18 protein-coding genes are annotated in these 14,944 nt (G+C 74.0%); 10 read left to right on the top strand and 8 right to left on the bottom strand.

The features are described from left to right. Positions 1–17: 17 nt before the first annotated feature. Positions 18–641 carry a hypothetical protein gene (locus tag DQ239_RS14860; protein ID WP_113835192.1) on the top strand — a complete coding sequence of 208 codons (624 nt, stop codon included), beginning with the start codon at positions 18–20 and terminating at the stop codon, positions 639–641. Between the two features lie 12 nt (positions 642–653). Here DQ239_RS14860 and DQ239_RS14855 read toward each other — a convergent pair whose 3' ends face one another. The 3 genes from DQ239_RS14855 to DQ239_RS14845 all read right to left on the bottom strand — a co-directional run bounded on the left by DQ239_RS14855 (position 654) and on the right by DQ239_RS14845 (position 3,197). Further along, positions 654–1,184, bottom strand: coding sequence for an NUDIX hydrolase family protein (locus DQ239_RS14855; protein WP_113835191.1), 531 nt, complete (start codon positions 1,182–1,184; stop codon positions 654–656). A gap of 56 nt (positions 1,185–1,240) precedes the next feature. Then, positions 1,241–1,678 (bottom strand): hypothetical protein, encoded by a 438-nt coding sequence (locus DQ239_RS14850; protein WP_113835190.1) that lies wholly within the window; start codon positions 1,676–1,678, stop codon positions 1,241–1,243. Between the two features lie 133 nt (positions 1,679–1,811). After that, the gene (locus DQ239_RS14845) at positions 1,812–3,197 is read right to left on the bottom strand and encodes a DUF4407 domain-containing protein (protein WP_233489275.1); all 1,386 of its coding nucleotides are present in this window, start codon (positions 3,195–3,197) and stop codon (positions 1,812–1,814) included. A gap of 198 nt (positions 3,198–3,395) precedes the next feature. On the opposite strand from DQ239_RS14845, the gene DQ239_RS14840 reads away from it, so the two are divergent. Next, entirely contained in the window at positions 3,396–4,154 is a 759-nt protein-coding gene (locus DQ239_RS14840) for a hypothetical protein (protein ID WP_113835188.1), read from the top strand. Here DQ239_RS14840 and DQ239_RS14835 read toward each other — a convergent pair. Next, positions 4,120–4,716 carry a TIGR03086 family metal-binding protein gene (locus DQ239_RS14835; RefSeq protein ID WP_233489272.1) on the bottom strand — a complete coding sequence of 199 codons (597 nt, stop codon included), beginning with the start codon at positions 4,714–4,716 and terminating at the stop codon, positions 4,120–4,122. The genes DQ239_RS14840 and DQ239_RS14835 overlap by 35 nt on opposite strands. A gap of 11 nt (positions 4,717–4,727) precedes the next feature. Next, positions 4,728–4,937 (bottom strand): hypothetical protein, encoded by a 210-nt coding sequence (locus tag DQ239_RS14830; protein ID WP_113835186.1) that lies wholly within the window; start codon positions 4,935–4,937, stop codon positions 4,728–4,730. Positions 4,938–5,068: 131 nt separating this feature from the next. Between DQ239_RS14830 and DQ239_RS14825 the strand changes: the two genes are divergently transcribed. After that, entirely contained in the window at positions 5,069–5,488 is a 420-nt protein-coding gene (locus DQ239_RS14825; RefSeq protein ID WP_113835185.1) for a DUF1810 domain-containing protein, read from the top strand. Positions 5,489–5,497: 9 nt separating this feature from the next. Beyond that, positions 5,498–6,043, top strand: a complete 546-nt coding sequence (locus tag DQ239_RS14820) for a hypothetical protein (protein WP_113835184.1) — start codon at positions 5,498–5,500, stop codon at positions 6,041–6,043. A 13-nt stretch (positions 6,044–6,056) separates the two neighbouring features. On the opposite strand, the gene DQ239_RS14815 is transcribed toward DQ239_RS14820, so the two are convergent. Beyond that, entirely contained in the window at positions 6,057–7,565 is a 1,509-nt protein-coding gene (locus DQ239_RS14815) for an AMP-binding protein (RefSeq protein ID WP_233489268.1), read from the bottom strand. An 83-nt stretch (positions 7,566–7,648) separates the two neighbouring features. Beyond that, positions 7,649–8,545 (bottom strand): hypothetical protein, encoded by an 897-nt coding sequence (locus tag DQ239_RS14810; RefSeq protein ID WP_113835183.1) that lies wholly within the window; start codon positions 8,543–8,545, stop codon positions 7,649–7,651. 211 nt (positions 8,546–8,756) lie between these two features. Here DQ239_RS14810 and DQ239_RS14805 point away from each other — a divergent pair, with 211 nt between their 5' ends. Then, on the top strand, positions 8,757–9,362 hold the full coding sequence (locus tag DQ239_RS14805; RefSeq protein WP_113835182.1) for a dihydrofolate reductase family protein: 606 nt from the start codon (positions 8,757–8,759) through the stop codon (positions 9,360–9,362). An 82-nt stretch (positions 9,363–9,444) separates the two neighbouring features. On the opposite strand, the gene DQ239_RS14800 is transcribed toward DQ239_RS14805, so the two are convergent. Next, positions 9,445–10,338, bottom strand: a complete 894-nt coding sequence (locus DQ239_RS14800; RefSeq protein WP_113835181.1) for a hypothetical protein — start codon at positions 10,336–10,338, stop codon at positions 9,445–9,447. 156 nt (positions 10,339–10,494) lie between these two features. Between DQ239_RS14800 and DQ239_RS14795 the strand changes: the two genes are divergently transcribed. The 5 genes from DQ239_RS14795 to DQ239_RS14775 all read left to right on the top strand — a co-directional run bounded on the left by DQ239_RS14795 (position 10,495) and on the right by DQ239_RS14775 (position 14,925). Beyond that, on the top strand, positions 10,495–11,532 hold the full coding sequence (locus DQ239_RS14795; RefSeq protein WP_113835180.1) for a glutathione S-transferase C-terminal domain-containing protein: 1,038 nt from the start codon (positions 10,495–10,497) through the stop codon (positions 11,530–11,532). Between the two features lie 129 nt (positions 11,533–11,661). Further along, positions 11,662–12,399, top strand: a complete 738-nt coding sequence (locus tag DQ239_RS14790; RefSeq protein WP_199583034.1) for an acyl-CoA thioesterase domain-containing protein — start codon at positions 11,662–11,664, stop codon at positions 12,397–12,399. Further along, on the top strand, positions 12,399–13,130 hold the full coding sequence (locus DQ239_RS14785; protein ID WP_113835179.1) for an acyl-CoA thioesterase domain-containing protein: 732 nt from the start codon (positions 12,399–12,401) through the stop codon (positions 13,128–13,130). The genes DQ239_RS14790 and DQ239_RS14785 overlap by 1 nt, the downstream gene beginning before the upstream one ends. A 101-nt stretch (positions 13,131–13,231) precedes the next feature. After that, positions 13,232–13,852, top strand: coding sequence for a hypothetical protein (locus DQ239_RS14780; RefSeq protein ID WP_113835178.1), 621 nt, complete (start codon positions 13,232–13,234; stop codon positions 13,850–13,852). Next, positions 13,849–14,925 (top strand): hypothetical protein, encoded by a 1,077-nt coding sequence (locus tag DQ239_RS14775; protein WP_113835177.1) that lies wholly within the window; start codon positions 13,849–13,851, stop codon positions 14,923–14,925. Before DQ239_RS14780 ends, DQ239_RS14775 begins: the two co-directional genes overlap by 4 nt. Positions 14,926–14,944 lie beyond the last annotated feature (19 nt).

Here is a 14,944-nt window from a genome sequence, read left to right as displayed (position 1 = left end):
CCCGGGAAGGGGGCGTCATGTACGCCCGGACCACCACGATCACCGCCGAGCCGAAGCGCATGCACGAGGGCATCGCCGACGTGCGCGACCACGTCATGCCCGCCGTGGCCGGGATGGACGGCTACACCGGCCTGTCCCTGCTCGTCGACCGCACCTCCGGCCGGTGCATCGTCACCACCGGCTGGACGACCGCGGAGGCGCTGGCGGGCAGCCGCGAGAAGGTGACGGAGATGCGGCGCCGCGCCGCGGACCGGTTCGGCACCCGCGACACCCAGGTGCAGGAGTGGGAGATCGCCACGATGCACCGGCTGCACTCCGCGACCGACGACTCGTGCGCCCGCGTCCTGTGGAGCCGCACCGACCCGACCGTGCTCGACGAGACGCTGGACGCGTTCCGCCGCGAGATCGTCCCGCGCATGGACGACCTCCCCGGCTTCTGCAGCCTGAGCCTGCTCGTCGACCGGCGGACCGGCCACGGCTCGGTCACCACCGTCTACGCCGACCGCGCCGCCCTGGACGCGACCCGCGACACCATCTCGGCCATGCGAGACGAGTTCGCCGGCGCGCGGGGCGTGATGGTCACCGAGGAGGCCGAGTTCGAGGTCGTGCTGCACAGCCTCCGGGTGCCCGAGCTGGTCTGACCCTGGCGGCGCTCAGACGCCCAGGTACGCCAGCGCCTGCAGCAGCAGGGTGCTCTGCCCGTTCATCAGCTCCGCCAGCACGCCGGGGTCGCGTGCCTCCTCGGGGCTGAACCAGGTGAGCTCCAGCGCGTCCTGCTGCGGGGCGCAGTCCCCCTCGACCGGCACGACGTAGGCCAGCGACACGGCGTGCTGGCGCGGGTCGTGGAACGGCGTCACGCCCGGCGTCGGGAAGTACTCGGCGACGGTGAACGGCTGCGGCGCCGGCGGCACCCGCGGCAGCGCCAGCGGCCCGAGGTCCTTCTCGATGTGCCGGAGCAGGGCCGCGCGGACCCGCTCGTGGTACAGCACCCGACCGGACACCAGGGCCCGCTTGATCTGCCCGTCCTCGCCCGCCCTAAGCAGCAGGCCGACGGCGATCGCCGTGCCCTGGGCGTCCACGCGCACCGGCACGACGTCGACGTAGAGGATCGGCAGCCGCTCGCGGGCCAGGTCCATGTCCTCCCGGGAGAGCCAGCCCGCGTCGGAGTTCGTCACCTCAGTCATGTGCTCTGTCTAGCCGACGCCGCGCCGCCGCATCGCGCACGGGGCGGACGCGCGGGTCAGTTGCCGTTGTAGTTGGCGACGCCGAAGGTCTGGTCGCCGTCCTCGTCCTCGTGCACCAGGACCGAGTAGGCGGCGCCGTCGACGATGGCCGAGCACGAGCCGTCGTCGCACCGGACGCTCTGGACCTGCTGGCCCTGCTCCTCGATGAACTCGGTCACCGCCTCCTCGGTGTCGGCGTTCTGGTCGTCCACCGACTCCCGGTAGAAGAACAGCGTGACCAGCGCGGCCGCGACGGCGATGACGGCCACCGAGACGCTGATGACCAGCGTGGCGTTGCGCTCGAACCAGCCCGGTTCGGAGTCGTTCTCGGGGCCGGTGAACGGCTCCCCGGCCGGGGCGTCCGCACCGCCGAAGTAGGGCGCGCCGGGGTTGCCGGGCACCGGCTGGGTCGCGGTGGGAGCGGCGCCGGTCAGCTGGCTGTCGTCGGTGCTCATCGAGTTCGGCCTCACGTCGTGCGGTATCGGAGCGAGCACCTTGACACGCGGAGGCGCCGTACGCCGCATCGCGCGCCGAGTGCCCAGCACATGCTCAGCGTGTCGTCATCGTCACAGCGCTCGCGCCGGCCGCTCAGACGGTCTCGACCTCGCGGACGTCGGGGCGGCGGCGCATGGTGCGCACGGTCCGGGACGCCGCCTCGCGGGCCAGCCCGATGATCGGGCCGGTGTCCCACATGCGGCGGCCGGCGTCCTCCGGCACCGTCTCGGTGCGCGGCGCCGGGACGTCGGGGGTCTCCTGCGCGGCCACGGCAGCGGCCAGCCGCGCCCGGCGGCGGGCCAGCACCTGCTCCTTCTGCCGGTCCACGCGCTCCTTCTCCGCGAGCACCAGCAGGTCTTGCACCGCCTGCTCGACCTCCACCCGCGCCGACTGCTGCAGCTGCTCGACCTCGAGGTCGCCGTCGTCGCGCAGGTCGGAGAGCCGGTCGTAGGTGCTGCGCGGGCCGAAGTTGAGCAGCATCTTCATGAGCACCGGCAGCAGCTCGATGCAGATGAACAGCAGCGCGAGCATGTAGTGCGCGATCGCCATCGTGGCGTTGGACTCGCTGAGCGCCGACAGCGCCTGCAGCCGGATGAGGATGCCGGTGTTGTCGGCGTTGGTCTCGTCGAAGGCGGCCTGCAGCGCCGTCTGCTGCTCGGTCAGCCGGGCGAGCTCGGCCTGGTCGGTCTCCAGGTCGGCGGTCGCCTGCTGCATGCTGCGCGACGCCCCGGCGGTGATGGCGACGGTCGCGGCGTCCAGCTCGGCCTTGGCGGCGTCGACCAGGCCGGCGTGCGCGTCGGCCGCGGCCCGCGCCTCGATGTAGGCCTGGCCCGTGCCGGCGTCCCCGGTGCCGCAGGTGCCGTCCAGCTCGCACTGGGCCCGGGCCGACAGCTCCCGCTGGGTGGCCAGCGCGGCGTCGTAGGCCGCCTGCGCGGCGGCCAGCTCGCCCTGCAGCGGCGCGAGGTCCGCGGCCGACGTGCCCCCACTGGCGACGACGGCCTGCTCGGTGGCCACCTTCTCGCGCAGCTCGGGCAGGCCGGCGAAGCGCGCGTCGTCGTCGAGGCCCTGGTTGAACTCGTCCGAGGCCTCGGCCTGCAGCGCGACGACCTGGGTGTCGATCTCCTTGTGGAAGATCTGCAGCGTCAGGGGCGTGGAGATCACGATGCCCAGCACCAGGGCCAGCCCGACGCGCGGCACCGCCATGAGCAGATTCCGCTTCAGCGAGGAGTCGTGCGCCATCCCGACCAGCAGCATGCGGTCGAGGTTCACGATCACGAAGCCCCAGCCGATGCCGAGCAGCAGCGCGAACGGCCACCACACGCCCAGCGCCATGTGCACGGCGAACGCGGCGGAGAGCACCGCCAGCCCGCCGGTGGACAGCAGCACCCCGCCCAGGGCGACGAACTTCGCGCGGGCGCCCGGCACCGCTTCGAGCACGTCGGGCCGGGCGCCGGACAGCACCGCCAGTCCGTCGCCCAACCGTCCACGTCGTCGTGCCATCCCGCAGCCCCCTCGGGTGACGGGATCGAGGAGCTCCGCCACCTTCGGTGTACCTATCGGCGGGTTGGGTGCCCGAACGGACCGTCCGGGCAGGTCCGGGACGTGAGTGAGGCCTCAACCGCCCCGCGCGCGTGCGCCCGGGGGCATGCTGGCACCGACCGGGAGGAGAGCCCCGAGGTGTCGTTCCCGCTGAACCTGCCCAGCGCCGGCCCGGAGCCGATCCCGGCCGGCGCCGCGGTGGCTGCCGTCCTCGGGTACGCCACCGCGCGACGGCCGCTGTTCTACCGGGCGCCGAACGCGCGCACCGGGCGCTGGGCGGAGGTCCCGGCCTTCGGCTACGACCGCTTCGACCGGCGGCCGGCGTTGGACGGCCCGCTCGGCGAGGCCGACGTCCTGACCGCCGAGGGCCTGCACGGCCGGCTTGGCCGGGACGAGTGGACGGCGACGACCGCCGCGCTGGCGGCCGTCCAGGCGCTGGCCGACGACGTCGTCGCGCGGGCCGCGGGCCGGGCGTTCTGGGAGCTGCCCGAGGACGAGTTCTCCGTCCTCACCGAGCCCGGCACGGTCGGCGCGCTGCTCCGCTCGATCGGCGAGCTGTGCGGGTCGGCGGGGGTGAGCCGCCGGCACGTCACCGCGGTGCTCCACCACCGGCACCCCGACCTGTTCCCGCTGCTGCACACGGCCACCCGCTGGGCGCTGCTCCCCCACGGCCGGGAGGGCGACAGCGGGCTGGAGGCGGTGATCCACCGGGAGCTGCTCGACTCGGCGGAGGCCTTCGCCGGGCTCGCGTCCGCGCTGCACGCCGAGGGCGTCGCCCTCACCCGGCTGCGGCTGCACGACGTGCTGCTGTGGCTGCGCACCACGCTCCGGTTCGAGTACGCCGTGCAGGTCGGGTCGGGGTTCAGCGCGCCCGCCACGCCGGGTCGCGGCCGGTAGCCCCGAGCAGCCGGTGCAGCACCGGAGCGTCGTCGGGCACGGGGACGGCGGGGCCGTAGAGCCCGGCGCGCGCCTCGGGATCGTCCCCGACCGACGCGGCGAACCCCAGCGACCGCCGGGCCGACTCCTCGTCGCCGCGGTACTCCTGCCCCGTGGCGACGGCGAGGTCCCAGCCGTGCACCACGAGTTCGTCCAGGGCCACCACGGCAATCCCGGATGCGGGCATTTCGACTCCCCCGGCCTCGGCCACGCTCTCCCACGCGTCCGGCGGCCGCCAGGCCTCGACCAGTGCGTCGAGCTGGGCCGGGAGGCGGGTGCGCCAGTCGTCGGGCAACGCGGCCGGGTCCGCGCTGGCCGTACCGCCGGGCGCCTTCGCGGCAGCCCGCGTGAAGGCCGCGGTCAGCCCGACGAGGTGGTCGAGCAGCCCGGCCACCGGGGTGTCCCCGCACGGCGTCGGGTCGCCCAACTGCTCGTCGCGCACCCCGGCCAGCACCCGCCGGAGCTCCGCGGCCGCAGGGGCCAGGTCGAACGTCGTCGTCTCCATGCAGGGAGGACGGCGCAACTAGCCGCTCCTCATCGGTGCGGCTCGTCGGCGAAGGTCACCTGCGGGCGGGCGCCGTCGTTCCGCCACCCGGTTCGCTGGCTCAGCCCGCGCGCCTTTCCGGCGCGCAGGGCCTCGACGTGCTCGTCGCACAGGCGCAGCTCGAGCGGCTCGATCGGCAGCGGCACCTCGCCGACCTGGGTGGCGCGGCGGGTGCAGCCCTCGGCGTCGCAGACGGTCATGGGCCCGAGTCTCCCCCGCCGCCGCCCAGCGATGTCCTTGAGGCGGCCGTTCCCCGGTGGGGAACGGCCGGTCCAGGGACATCGCTCTCTCCGCTTGCCGCGCCGGCCGGTCGCGGGCAGCGTGCGCAGACGTGAGCGACCCCTTCGACCTGCAGCGCTTCGTCGACGCCCAGCGCGACACCTACGACACCGCGCTGGCCGAGCTCAGCGCCGGCGCCAAGCGGAGCCACTGGATGTGGTTCGTGTTCCCGCAGATCGCGGGGCTCGGCCGCAGCGCGACCGCCCAGCACTTCGCCATCAGCGGACCCGACGAGGCGCGCGCCTACTTCGCCCACCCGGTGCTGGGGCCGCGGCTGGTCGAGTCGACGCGGGCGCTGGTCGAGCTGGGCGGATCCGACCCTGTCGCCGTCCTCGGGTCGATCGACGCGCAGAAGCTCCGCTCGTCGATGACCCTCTTCGCGCACACGGCCCCGGACGAGCCGCTGTTCCGCGCCGTCCTCGACCGGTACTTCGGCGGAAACGAGGACGACGCCACGACCGGTCGCCTCTAGCGTCCCGGGGTGACCTACGACGCCCTGGCCGGCAGCGTGCGGCTGCTCGACGGCGCCCCTCCCGCGGACACCGCGCGGCTGAGCCGGCGCGTCCGGCACCTGCCGCTGGCCGTCGACCGGGACGGCGACGTCGCCGTCACCCTGTGGCTGCGCCGGGGCGTCAGCGGCGCCGCGCAGCTGGACGTGCACGTCCTGGAGCGGACGTCCGGTGGCTGGCGGGTGCTGGGCGGCGGTGGCGGCGCCGGCGACGACGTCCTCCGGGCGCGGCCGTCGCTGGCCGAACTGGGCGCCGCGGCGGTGAGTTCCGACGGCGGCGGGGTCCGGCGGTCGGACCGGGGACTGCTCCCCTCGCGCAGCGGGAGCTGGATCTCCTACGCCGGGGTGCGGGCCGCCCAGGAGGTGGCCGCCCTGCGCGTGGGCACCCGCCTGCTGCCGGTCGCCGGCCACGGCTGCGCGGTCGTCGTCTGGACCCGCCGGCCGCCCCGGGTCACCGCCCTGGACGCGGCGGGTGCGCCCGTCGGCGCGGTGCCGGTCGGGTCCCGCGTCCGGTGGTGACGGCGTCGGCGGGCTACCGGGCGCGCAGGATCGGGATCCAGTCCTCGGCAACCCGCAGCGTCGTCTTCAGCACCTTGCCGCCGGCGTTGCGTGGCAGGCCGTCGTCGATCACCCGCACGAACTGGGGGACCTTGTAGTCGGCCAGCCGCTCCCGGGCGAAGGCGATCAGCGAGGGCACCAGGTCCACCGCGCCCTCCCGGGGTAGGACGACGGCGCCCACCTTCTCCCCCATCACCGGGTCCGCGACCCCGACGACGGCGACCTCGAGCACGTCCGGGTGCTCGGCCAGCACGTTCTCCACCTCGACGGAGTACACGTTCTCGCCGCCGCGGTTGATCATGTCCTTGGCGCGGTCGACGATCCGCACCATGCCGTCGGTGATCGCGGCGACGTCGCCGGTGTGCAGCCACCCGTCGACGAAGGTCTCCGCCGTCCGCGCCGGGTCGCCCCAGTACCCGGCCACCACGTTGGGCCCGCGCACCAGCAGCTCCCCCACCCCGGTCACGGGGTCGGGTCGGTCGATGCGCACCTCGCACACCGGCGTCGGGAACCCGACCGACTCGGCGTGCTCCACGGCGTACTCGTGCGGCAGGAAGGTGGCCAGCGCCGAGGTCTCCGACAGCCCGAACCCGTTGCCCAGCCGCGCCTGCGGGAAGGCGACCTGCAGCCGGCGCACCAGCTCCGGGGCCATCGGCGCCCCGCCGTAGCTCAGCGTGCGCACCGAGGAGACGTCCGTCGTCGCGAGGTCGGGGTGGCGCAGGGTCAGCTCGTAGATGGTGGGCACGCTGGTGATCAGCGAGATGCGGTGCTCCTCGATGGCGGCGAGGAAGGCCGCGGGCGTGAACGCCGGCATCACGACCGACTCCCCGCCGAGGGCGCACTGGGTCATGAACTGCGAGCAGCAGCCGGTGACGTGGAACAGCGGCACCGAGATCAGCGAGACGTGCTCCGGCCCGCGCTCCATGGTCCGGCAGCGGATGACGCTCTCCACCGAGGACAGGAAGTTCTCGTGGGTGACCATCGCGCCCTTGGGGCGGCCGGTCGTGCCCGACGTGTAGAACAGCGCCGCGACGTCGCGGTGCTCCCGCTGCGGCACCTCGCCGGGCTCGCCGTCCGGCAGCGGCGTGTCCGGGAGGACGACGTAAGCCGCTCCGCAGTCGGCGAGGATGTACTCGGCCTCCGGCTCCGCCAGCCGGGTGTTCATCGGGACGACGACGGCGCCGGCGAGGTGCCCGCCCCAGAACGCCAGAACCCAGTCCAGGCCGTTGCCCAGCCGGATCGCCACCCGGTCCCCCGGACCGACCCCGGCGTCGCGCAGCCCGCCGGCGACCCGCAGCGCCCGCTCCCACAGTTCGCCGTACGTGGCCGACGGGCCGCCGAGCTCGACGACCGCCGTCCGCTCCGCGTGGCGCTCCACGGTGCTGCGCAGCATGTCGACGACGGTGCCGGAGACGGTGGTGTAGCGGCGGATGCCGTCCGCGCCGACCTCGATGCCGCTGGTGTCGAACGGGCTGTCGACCACGTGCTCCTCCGCTCCCGGCACCCCGCGGCGCCCGCGTCGGGCATTCTGCGCCCGGCCCAGCGCGGCCCGGCACCCGGACCCGGTCACTCGAGGCTGAGCATGAGGGAGTTCAGCATCCAGTCCAACTCCGAATCGGCCGTCGTCAGGACGGTGACCACGGCGTTGTCCGTGCGGAAGATCGCGGCGGTGTACGGCGGACTCCCGTCCGTGCAGGTGTCCTGGTACCGGACGACGGGGGTGAATGCCTGGACCGAGGGCATGCAGGTCGCGACGCCCCCGCCCTCCTGCTCCAGCTCGTACCCGGCGGTGCAGTTCCGCAGGAGCTCGGTCTGACGGTCGAGCTCGCGCTCGGCGGCAGCGGGGTCGGGGAGGACCTGTGCGGAGGCGACATAGCCGTAGCCCCCGAGGGTCGTCGTCATGACGTCGGGCGCCAGGCCGTGCACGTGCTGACCGCCGCACGGGATCAGTGCCCCGTAGACGCCGGTGAACTCGTTGTCCCCGGGGTACTCGTCGTCGGCGAACCACTCGAGCGCCGGCACGAGCCGCTCGACCGTCCAGAGCCCGCCGACCCCCCGGGCCTTGTACTTCTCCTGCTCGTCAGCCCGCTCGCCCGCCGCGCTCGTTGCCGCGGTCGCTCCAGTGGGCTCCGTCGGGCTCGCGTTCCCGCCGAGCGTGACCAGGAGAGCGGCGACGAGCGTCCACGTCAGCGCGCCGGCGGCGAGGGTGAGAGCGAACGCGGTGTAGTACCGGCTGCCGGAGACCCCGAGCTGTTCTGCCTGCCTGCTGTGCCGCGACGCCGGGATCAGGCCGAAGAGGCCGAAGAAGGCGGTGACGAGGACGGTCGTGCGCCTGCTCGGGAGGTCCGGCGCGTGCCGCCTCGGACCGTCCGGCTCCGAGAACCAGGGACTGCCGGCCTGCGCGAGGCCGGGCACCGGGCCAGAGGGCGCATCGGACGGCGGCTGGCCGAACTCGCTGGTCAAGGCGGGGGACCTCCGTCCGCTGGCGGGTCCGCCCGCCGTGCGGCGACAGCCTGGAGCAGCGAGGACGGTGGGTCAACCACCCGGGCCGAGGTTCTGGTGGCCCTCGGCGCCGGCCGGGCCGTGCACCGACCTCGGCTGGACCGGCGAGAGCAACCGATGACTTCGTGGGGCTCGACTGGTCCCACCCCCTGACGACCAGGGAAGGATCACCATGGCCGAACTTCTCATCGACTTCATCACCTCCCTCGACAGCTGCGCGTCGGGGAAGGGCTGGCCCGGGTTCTGGGGCCTGGAGAGCCCGGACTACCTCGCATGGCTGGGGGAACAGCCCGAGGTCACCTACCTGATGGGGGCGCACACCTACCGCCTGATGTCGGGCTTCGCGGCGGGCGAGATGCCGGATGGCACTGACGAATTCAGGCCCGAGGAGGAGGCGTCCGTCGACGGACTCACGCACGCGGCCAAGGTGGTGTTTTCCTCCTCGCTCGACGAGCCGCCGGCGTGGGCCAACTGCACACTCGTCCGCGGCGACGCCGTCGAGGCGGTGCGGGCGATGAAGGAGAACGACTCAGGGCTCCTCAGCACGATCGGCAGCCTCAGCCTGTGCCGGTCCTTGCTGCGAGCCGGACTCGTCGACCGCTTCCGAGTCGGGATCTTCCCGGTGATCACCGGGGCCACGGGAGAGGAACGCATCTACGACGGCTATCCGGACGTCGCCCTGGAGATGATCGACCACCGCACCTTCGAGGGCGGCATCCAGCTGGTCGAGTACAAGCCACGCGTGCTGGAGCACCCACCGCTGGGCAACCCGGCCTGACGTCGTCGCCCGCCCTCGACCCGGTCGACCGACCGGAAAGACCTTCCGCCCACGCGCTCGGCCGACCCGGCCAGCCTCACAGTCAGTCGACGTCGAGCTCGCTCATGAGCGGGGGCAGCATCATGTCCAACATCACCCGCTCGGGGACGGCGACGGTGACCACCGCGTTGTCGGAGCGGAAGATCGCGTAGAAGTACGTGCCGGCCCCGTCGTCGCAGTCCACCCGGTACCGGACGTCGGGCGTCAGGGTCTCGATCGACGCCGAGCAGTCGACAGTGGCGCCGTCCTCGCCGAACAGCTCGTATCCGCCCGTGCAACCTTGGACGATCTCGGCCTGCCGCGCGAGCTCGCGCTCGGCGGCCCGGGCGTCGGGGAGGATCTGCGCGGAGGCGATCGAGCTGTAGCCGCCCAGGGTCGTGTCGAGGAGGTCCGGCGCCAGCTCCTGCCCGTAGCCGCCGCACGGCATCAGGGCTCCCACGGTGTCGTCGAACCCGTAGTCGACGCCGTCCCCGCCGTACTCGTCGTCGGCGAACCCTTCGAGCACCCACGCCAGCCCCTCGACCGTCCACTCCCCCTCGACCTGCTGGCCCTTGGCCTTGTCCAGGTCGACGTCGTCCGTGGGAGCAGCGAGTGACTCGGCCGGCGCTCCGACCCGGACCACCGTGACCAGGAGAGCGGCGACGAGCGTCCACGTCAGCGCGCTGGCGGCCAGGGTGAGAGCGAACGCGGTGTAGTACCGGCTGCCGGAGACCCCGAGCTGTTCTGCCTGCCTACTGTGCCGCGTCGCCGGGATCAGGCCGAAGAGGCCGAAGAAGGCGGTGACGAGGACGGTCGTACGCCGGCTCGGCGGGTCCTGCGGCGGCGACGGCGGACCGCTGTACGGCTGCGGGTACCAGGGCCCGCCGGGCGGCCCGTACCCGGGCGGGCCCCACCCCTGGGGCGGACCGGACGACGGAGGGCCGAACTCGCTGGTCAAGGCGGGGAACCTCCGTCCGCTGGCGGTCCGTCCCGCCGCGCGGCGACAGCCTGGGCCAGGGAGGACGGCGGGTCAACCATCCGGGCCGAGGACCCCGGTAACGGCTGCACCGACCACCGGACTGCACCGTCGACGCAGGTCGGGGAGCATGAGGACGTGAGCGAGCAGAGCACCAGCGGATCGGGTTACGTCGAGCAGGAGTTCAAGCGGGACACGACCTACATCAGCGACCGGATCACCGCCGACGGGCGCGACGGCTGGCCGGTGGAGGCGGGCCGCTACCGGCTGATCGCCGCCCGCGCCTGCCCGTGGGCCAACCGGACGATCATCGTGCGGCGGCTGCTCGGCCTGGAGTCCGCGATCTCGATGGGGCTGTGCGGCCCGACGCACGACGAGCGCAGCTGGACCTTCGACCTCGACCCCGGCGGCCGCGACCCGGTGCTGGGCTACGAGCGGCTGCAGGAGGCCTACTTCGCCCGCGATCCCGAGTACCCGAAGGGCATCACGGTGCCCGCCGTCGTCGACATCCCGAGCAAGGCCGTCGTCACCAACGACTTCCCGCAGATCACCCTGGACTTCTCCACCGAGTGGCCGCAGTTCCACCGCGACGGCGCCCCCGACCTCTACCCCGAGAAGCTGCGCGACGAGATGGGCGAGGTCATGCAGCGCGTCTACACCGAGGTCAACAACGGGGTGTACCGCTGCGGCTTCTCCGGCTCGCAGCGCGCCTACGACAAGGCCTACCAGCGGCTGTTCACCGCGCTGGACTGGCTCGAGGAGCGGCTGACCGACCGCCGCTATCTCATGGGCGACACGATCACCGAGGCCGACGTCCGGCTGTTCACCACGCTGGCCCGCTTCGACGCCGTCTACCACGGCCACTTCAAGACCAACCGGCAGAAGCTGACCGAGTTCCGCGCGCTGTGGGGCTACGCGCGCGACCTGTTCCAGACCCCCGGCTTCGGCGACACGACAGACTTCCCGCAGATCAAGGAGCACTACTACGTCGTCCACGCCGACATCAACCCGACGCAGATCATCCCGGCGGGCCCCGACACCTCGGTCTGGCTGACGCCGCACGGCCGCGAGGAGCTCGGCGGCTCCCCGTTCGGCGACGGCACCCCGCCGGGGCCGACGCCGGAGGGCGAGCGGGTGCCCGCCGACCACGGCCCCGGGGGCATCCCGCACCGCTGAGCCCGGACGGGATCGGGACGCCGGGGCCGCGGACGGGCGCAGGTAGAGTCGCCCGGGACGTCGAGCACCGGCGATCCCGTCTCCCGGAGGGCCCGACCCGGTCCTCGCACCACCCTGAGGAGCCTGCTCGTGCGGCCCGCCTTCTTCACGCTGACCGACGGCCGCTTCGTCCCCGACGAGGACGCCCGCAGCTGGTGGACGCCCGGCATGCTCAGCGGCCCGCTGCTCGGCGGCCTGCTGGCCCGCGCGCTGGACACCGCGTTCGGCTCGCCCGAGTTCCAGTTCACCCGGCTGACCGTCGACCTGTTCCGCAACGCCCCGTTCGAGCCGGTCGAGCTCAGCACCCAGGTGATCCGCGAGGGTCGTCGCATCCGGGTCACCGAGGCGTCGGTGCTGACCAGCGTCGGCGTCGTCGCCCGGGCCAGCGCGGTGCAGCTGCGCCGGGGCGAGCAGCCACCCGGCGAGGTGCCCACGCGCACGCCGGCCTGGGACGCCCCCGACCCCACGGGCATCACCGATCCGTACTTCGGCTTCGCCCCCGACGGCGACCACTCCCGCCGGGGCATGTGGATCCGCGCGGACCGCCCGCTGGTGGCCGGCGAAGAGCTCACCCCCTTCGTCCGCGCCGCGCTCGCCGCCGACGAGGGCAGCCCGGTGGCCCACCGCGGCGAGAGCGAGCTCGAGTTCATCAACGCCGACTACACGCTCGCGCTGAGCCGCGATCCGGTCGGCGAGCACATCGGCCTGGCCGCCGGCGGCCACGTCAGCGAGGACGGCGTCGCGGTGGGGCACGCGACGATGCACGACGTGAAGGGGCCGATCGGCTTCAGCATGACCATCGCCGTCGCCAACGTGCGGACGGTCTGATGCGGCCGGCCTACTTCACGCCGACCGACGAGGGCTTCGTCCCCGGCGAGACCGCCCGGAGCTGGTGGGTGCCGGGCATGATCCACGGCCGCCTGCTGGGCGGTCTGCTGGCCCGCGAGCTCGAGATGGCGTACGGCGACCCCGGGTTCCAGTTCAGCCGGGTCACCGTCGACATGTTCCGCAACGCCCCGTTCGAGCCGGTGCAGGTGAGCAGCGTCGTCGTCCGGGACGGGCGCCGGATCCGCGTCACCGAGGCGACCGTCACCAGCAGCGTCGGGGCGGTCGCCCGGGCGAGCGCGGTGCAGCTGCGCCGCGGCCAGCAGCCGCCGAGCCCGGTCCCGACCCGGACGCCGGCCTGGGACGCACCCGACCCCGACACCATGCGCCGCTCGGTCACCGAGTTCGGCGACGACCCGTCCCGCCGCCGGATGTGGGTGCAGGAGAAGAGCCCGCTGGTGGACGGCGAGACGTTGTCCCCGTTCGTCCGCGTGGTGCTCGCCGCCGACATGGCCAGCCCGCTGGCGCACCGCAGCCACGACGAGCTCGAGTTCATCAACGCCGACTACACGCTGGTCCTCGGCCGCGACCCGGTGGGCGTCCACATCGGTCTGGAGTCCGGCGGCCACGCCAGCGACGACGGCGTGGCGGTGGGGCACTGCACGATGCACGACACCGAGGGGCCCATCGGGTACAGCATGGCCGTCGCGGTCGCCAACGTCCGGGCCGTCTGACCGCACTCGCTCGACTGGCCCCCGAGGGGTGTGCTGCGTCACAGTGTGCGCGGCGGCGGGGGCCTTCCGCGTTCTCGCCGGTGTCCGAGGGGGGACTGCGCATGTATGCACGCTCGACCAGCTTCCACGGCGATCCGCACCGGATCGACGACGCCGTCCGCTACGTCCGCGACCGGGCCATGCCGGCCCTCATGGGCATGGACGGCTTCGTCGGCATCTCGATGCTCGCCGACCGCGCCTCGGGCCGGTCGATCATCACCAGCTCCTTCGAGGACCTCACCGCGCTGCGCCGCAGCGGCTCGGAGATGCGCGGCATCCGCGCCCGGATCGCCGACGTCCTGCAGAGCCCGGCCGCGCCCGCGGAGTGGCGGATCAGCCTGCTGCACCGGGAGCGGAGCGCACCCGAGGGCGCCCGCAGCCGGGTCACCTGGTGCCGCACCGACCCGTCCCGCCTGCACGCCACGCTGGACGCCTACGCCGAGAGCATCGTGCCGCGCCTGACCGATGTGCCCGGGTTCTGCAGCGTCAGCGTCATGGCCGACCTCGCCCAGGGCACCAGCGCCACCGCGGTGACCTTCACCGACGACGCCGGCCTGGACGCGGCGAGGACGCAGCTGAACCCGCTGCTCGAGGAGCTCGGCCGGCAGCACGGCGGCGAGGTCACCGACGAGGCGACGTTCGACCTGGTCCTCGCCCACCTGCGCGTCCCCGAGACGGTATGAGCACGGGCGAGCCCCAGACCCCCGACCGGAACGCCGCACCGGCACCGGAGCCCGCGCCGACCACCGACCAACCGGACCGGCCGACCGAGCCCACCGGCGAGGGAGCCACGGCGACCACGGTGGACGAGGCGCCCGCGGCGACGAAGCGGCGGCGCTTCGCCCTGCGAGCCGGGTACCCGCTGGGCCGGCACCGCGCCGGCGGCCAGCTGCTCCTGGCCGCCGGGCTGCTGCTCGGCCTGTTCCTCGCTCCCGCCGTCCTCGACCGGCTCGACTACGACGTCCCCCGCCGGGCCGCGGCAGCCGCCCGCAGCGCCGCCACCACCTGGCCCGGCGGCGGCGAGCCGTGGTTCTGGCCGTCGTGGGTGGCGCTGCTCGCCGGCGTCGTGGCCCTGGTGCTCGTGGTCGTGGCCGTCGTCGGCGTCCGGCTGCCCGGCCTCGTCGTCGGCGCCCTCGGACTGGTGCTGGCGGTGACCACCGCGCGAGCGGCGTGGGCCACCCTCGACGTCGTCAACGGCCGGCTCTGGGACCTGCTGCCGGTGGTGATCGTCTGCCTGCTCGCGTTCGGTCTGGCGGTCGCCGGCACCGCCCAGTCGCGCGCCCCCGACGGGGACGGCGACGCGGGCTCCGGCGCCGGCGGTGCGGCGAGCACCGCGCTCGGCGGGGCGGTGCTGGCCGTGGTGCTGCTCGTCGGCGGCGCGACCGTCGCCCACGTGCAGGCCGAGGGGCTGGGGCCGGCCGGTCCGCCGCAGGACGTCGCGGGCCTGCTCAGCATCCGGGCCGACGACGCCGCCGCGGCCGACGACCTCGCCGGGCGCTGGGTGCCGCAGCTGGACGCCGCCGAGATCGCCGACGACGCGGCGGCCACCGGCTACTCGGCGCGGCACCGCGACCGGGCCGGGGTGCTGCCGGTGCTGCTCCTCCGGGGCGACGACGTCATCGCGGACGAGCTGGACGACGGCTGGTGGCTCACCGTCGCCGCGCAGGGGTTCCCCGACGAGGCCGCCGTCCAGCAGTGGTGCGCCGGCGCCGGGCTCGCCCCGCCCGCGTGCGTTCCCCGGGAGCTCGCCGGCTGAGCGACCAGCCCTTGTTGAG

Origin of the sequence: Blastococcus sp. TF02-09 (genome assembly GCF_003319105.1) — a bacterium.
GTDB lineage: Bacteria > Actinomycetota > Actinomycetes > Mycobacteriales > Geodermatophilaceae > Blastococcus.
The sequence above is the reverse complement of the archived record's forward strand: the minus strand, read 5'-3'. Positions and strand labels throughout refer to the sequence as shown.

Excerpts from the sequence above, each read along its gene's own strand:
- DQ239_RS14860 (WP_113835192.1), top strand. The coding sequence starts at position 18 with ATGTACGCCCGGACCACCACGATCACCGCCGAGCCGAAGCGCATGCAC.
- DQ239_RS14855 (WP_113835191.1), bottom strand. The coding sequence starts at position 1,184 with ATGACTGAGGTGACGAACTCCGACGCGGGCTGGCTCTCCCGGGAGGAC.
- DQ239_RS14850 (WP_113835190.1), bottom strand. The coding sequence starts at position 1,678 with ATGAGCACCGACGACAGCCAGCTGACCGGCGCCGCTCCCACCGCGACC.
- DQ239_RS14830 (WP_113835186.1), bottom strand. The coding sequence starts at position 4,937 with ATGACCGTCTGCGACGCCGAGGGCTGCACCCGCCGCGCCACCCAGGTC.
- DQ239_RS14805 (WP_113835182.1), top strand. The coding sequence starts at position 8,757 with ATGGCCGAACTTCTCATCGACTTCATCACCTCCCTCGACAGCTGCGCG.
- DQ239_RS14785 (WP_113835179.1), top strand. The coding sequence starts at position 12,399 with ATGCGGCCGGCCTACTTCACGCCGACCGACGAGGGCTTCGTCCCCGGC.
- DQ239_RS14780 (WP_113835178.1), top strand. The coding sequence starts at position 13,232 with ATGTATGCACGCTCGACCAGCTTCCACGGCGATCCGCACCGGATCGAC.
- DQ239_RS14775 (WP_113835177.1), top strand. The coding sequence starts at position 13,849 with ATGAGCACGGGCGAGCCCCAGACCCCCGACCGGAACGCCGCACCGGCA.